The 3,790-nt window shown below is 36.7% G+C and carries 2 protein-coding genes; both read left to right on the plus strand.

Features of this window, described 5'->3' with window-relative positions:
* The first annotated feature begins 214 nt into the window (after positions 1–214).
* Positions 215–2,017, plus strand: a complete 1,803-nt coding sequence (locus tag ALO_RS16380) for an ATP-dependent nuclease (RefSeq protein ID WP_004098135.1) — start codon at positions 215–217, stop codon at positions 2,015–2,017.
* Positions 1,992–3,758: a UvrD-helicase domain-containing protein gene (locus ALO_RS16385; protein WP_004098137.1), complete on the plus strand. Its 1,767-nt coding sequence runs from the start codon at positions 1,992–1,994 to the stop codon at positions 3,756–3,758. Before ALO_RS16380 ends, ALO_RS16385 begins: the two co-directional genes overlap by 26 nt.
* Positions 3,759–3,790: the final 32 nt, after the last annotated feature.

Raw genomic sequence — 3,790 nt, forward strand, 5'->3', positions numbered from 1 at the left:
TCGGAGGCGGATATTAAAATCTGATTCAGGCTTTTTCTTGCCGTACATACTTATAGTTTGGTTCCTACAGTTGAGTGAAAGGCGAAACTCTAATAATGACAAATCATAATGTTTGAGAGGATATTACATATTTCTGTCGAAATGGATAATATTGGGCAGAACAATCTTCATTAATAATACCTTACATATTGCACTCTGATTTTGGAGGGAATCTATGAAGCTTGTATATATTCAGATTAATAATTTCAGAGGAATAAAAGAAAGCCATCTCCTTTTACCTGGAAATGCCGTATTGGTTGGGGATAATAACACCGGCAAATCAACAATTTTGGAAGCAATAGATTTAGTTCTTGGACCCGAACGGCTATCCAGACATCCAGTAATAGATGAGCATGATTTTTATGCAGGGCGATATTTAGATAATGAGAAAAATCCAATTGATATTTTGATTGAAGCAGTAATTATTGACTTAACTATAGAACAGCAAAGGCATTTTCGAAATCATCTTGAGTGGTGGGATACTGATAACAATGTATTAATTGATGGTCCCCCACCTGAAGCAACGGACAACGCCGGTGTAGTTGCTGCACTGAGAATTGGTTTCAAAGGAAATTATGATGCCGATGAAGATGATTTTGTTGGAGCTACCTTTTTCATGTTACCTAAAAAGGAAGACGGAACGTATGATAGTTTTAGAACCAGTGATAAACGATTTTGTGGCTTCCTTTATCTACGTACGCTTCGTACCGGCACTCGTGCTTTAAGTCTTGAGAGAGGGTCATTGCTAGATGTAATATTAAGGTTAAAAGAGATACGCCCACAAATGTGGGAAAATGTTCTGGAACAGCTACGTAATATTTCGGTTGCTAACGATCCCGATCTAGGCATATCTGATGTTTTAGAGTCCGTTCAGACAGTTGTTCGCTCTCTAGTGCCTATTGAATGTGCGGACGCACCAGCAATGCGCGTTTCACAACTAACTCGAGAACATCTAAGACAAATACTTACCGTTTTTTTGGGAACCGGTTCGTGTTGCGATGGTGGAACGGAATATGCTGCGCCTTTTCACCACCAAGGGACAGGCACGGTTAATACGCTGGTTTTATCATTGCTTTCGATGATTGCTGAACTTAAACAAAATGTTATATTTGCTATGGAGGAGCCTGAAATAGCAATACCCCCGCATACTCAGAAAAGAATTATAAACAGCATAATTTCTAAATCAGCACAAGCTATTTTTACCTCACATTCCCCATATGTTCTAGAAGAATTTAATCCCTCTCAAATTGTTGTGATTAATCGTAACAACGGTATCCTGACAGGAATTCCTGCGCAATATCCTCCTAAAATAAAAAAATATAATATGTACCGAGAGGAAGTCAAAAGACGATTTTGTGAATCCTTATTGGCGCGCCGAGTATTGATCGCTGAAGGAAGGACCGAGTATGATGCTTTTCCCGCAGCGGCAAAAAGATTACATGAATTATTTCCTAATGAATACACCTCACTTGAGGGTCTAGGTATTGCAATAATAAATGCTGAGACTGATTCACAAGTCGCACCACTAGGAAGCTATTTTCGTCAATTGGGGAAAACAGTATTTGCTGTTTTTGATAAACAAACAGATGAATCCAGACGTAATATTCTTTCGTCAACTGACTATGCATTTGAGGCTTCAGAAAAGGGGTTTGAAAATGTTCTTGTAAATGGTTCAAATGAAACCGCACTAAGACGATATGCCTCTTTTCTCGTTGATGGTCATGAATGGCCTACACACCTTAATTCGAAGCCAACACAGGATATGGCAATAGAAAATTTAAAAACATCTTTAATGGAATATTTTAAATGGGCAAAAGGTTCAGGGGCAGCAGCAGACTTTCTTAATCAATGCAGTAAGGATGAAATGCCCGGTCATATTGTTAACGTACTAAAAGAAATCTGTAGAATCTTGAATCCAACAAATCAAGTAGAATTGTCGGATGATACTCTTGATGACGTTGCGATTCCAGGATCTTAAAGGTGTATATATGTTTGATCTTTCAGAAGAAAAACAGAAATTGCTAGATGCGACAGGCAATCTTCTTGTATTAGGCGGTCCCGGCTCAGGAAAGACTACGATTGCATTATTAAAAGCAAAAAAAATTATAGAGTCTGGAGTGCTTCAAAGTGGGCAATGTATTCTTTTCTTAAGTTTTGCGCGTTCTACAATATCTCGTGTAGAACAACATGCCAATATTGTTTTTATGAAGTCTCTAACCAATCATTTGGAGATTAATACTTACCATAGCTTTGCTTGGACTATATTAAAGAGTCATGGATATCTATTGTGTAAAAAACAACTTCGACTTTTGCCTCCACATGAGGCAGCAGCCTTATTAGCAAATTATGATAATAAATCTGCTAAAGAAGTAGAAATAAACAGACTTTTTGAACAAGAAGGCCTAACGCACTTTGACTTATTTGCCTGTATGTGTGCAAAACTGCTTTCTAGAAGCAATGCGCTTTCAACAATACTTTCAGAAACTTATCCTGTTATTATATTAGATGAATTTCAAGACACGAATGCAGATGAATGGGCATTAATAACTCAACTTGGACGAAAAAGCAATTTAATCGTTTTGGCTGACGCGGAACAACGAATTTATGACTTTAGAGGGGCTGACCCTGCTAGGATTACTCAGTATATCACGACATTTCATCCTATCTCATTTAATTTTGGCAACGAAAACAATCGGAGTAATGGTACAGATATTGTACAATTTGGAAATGATCTACTTACAGGTAACAACAAAAATAAAAAATATAACAATGTTGAATGCAGATATTATCCAATTCGTGAAAAAAACAATCAACTCATTTTACTTAAATTTGCTATAATAGAGGCCTGTAAAAGGCTACGTAGTGAAACCCCAAAAGAATGGTCTATAGCTGTACTTCTGCCATCAAATAGTCTCATGTTAACAGTATCTGATTTTCTTGAAAAAACTCATAAGCTTAAAAATGGTACAATCATACCTCGTATTCAACATGAAGTCGCAATTGAAACAGCTGGACCTTCTATTGCAGCTTTAGTTATTGCACGATTAATGGAATATGGATCAATTAAACAATGCAATATTAATCAATTTCTTATTGATCTTTGCGAACACATTCGGGGCCGGCGTGGTGATAAACCTCCAAGTCAAAAAGATCTTATACTTTCAACAGCTTTATTAGAATATACAAAAACAGGGAAAATAACTGGTAAAAATAGAAAGGTTATTATTGATGAAAGCAAAAGAATTACTGAAAGATGTAATAGCCTAGATTTTACAGGTGAAGTAGCCTCTGATTGGATAAAGGTTAGAGATATCATTTCGGATGCCACAACTGATTGTATTAAACAGGTTAGAATCGATGCCACCTATTTACGATTATTGCATAAAAGTTCAATTTTGAATTCTAGTTTAAGCGAAACTTGGCGTCGATTCGACAATTACAAAGGTGCAACTGAAGCTGTCAGAAATGCTTTAACTCAAGAGCATTTTGCAACTTCTGCAAAAACGTGGACTGGCGTCAATGTAATGACAATACATAAAGCGAAAGGGAAAGAATTTGATGAAGTTATTATTTATGAAGGCAATTTCCCAGGGCAAAGATTTATTTACGATGTAGAAAAAATAGATCAAGCACGCCTGAATTTACGTGTCGCTATTACACGTGCGAAGAAAAAAGCAACAATATTTACTCCAGAAGGGAATAGTTGCTGCTTATTATGATGTTTTTTCAGAACCTGCTTCCCTTCCTTTAG

Origin of the sequence: Acetonema longum DSM 6540 (assembly GCF_000219125.1) — a bacterium.
In the GTDB taxonomy this organism is placed as follows: Bacteria; Bacillota; Negativicutes; order Sporomusales; family Acetonemataceae; genus Acetonema; species Acetonema longum.

Excerpts from the sequence above, each read along its gene's own strand:
- ALO_RS16385 (WP_004098137.1), top strand. The coding sequence starts at position 1,992 with ATGACGTTGCGATTCCAGGATCTTAAAGGTGTATATATGTTTGATCTT.
- ALO_RS16380 (WP_004098135.1), top strand. The coding sequence starts at position 215 with ATGAAGCTTGTATATATTCAGATTAATAATTTCAGAGGAATAAAAGAA.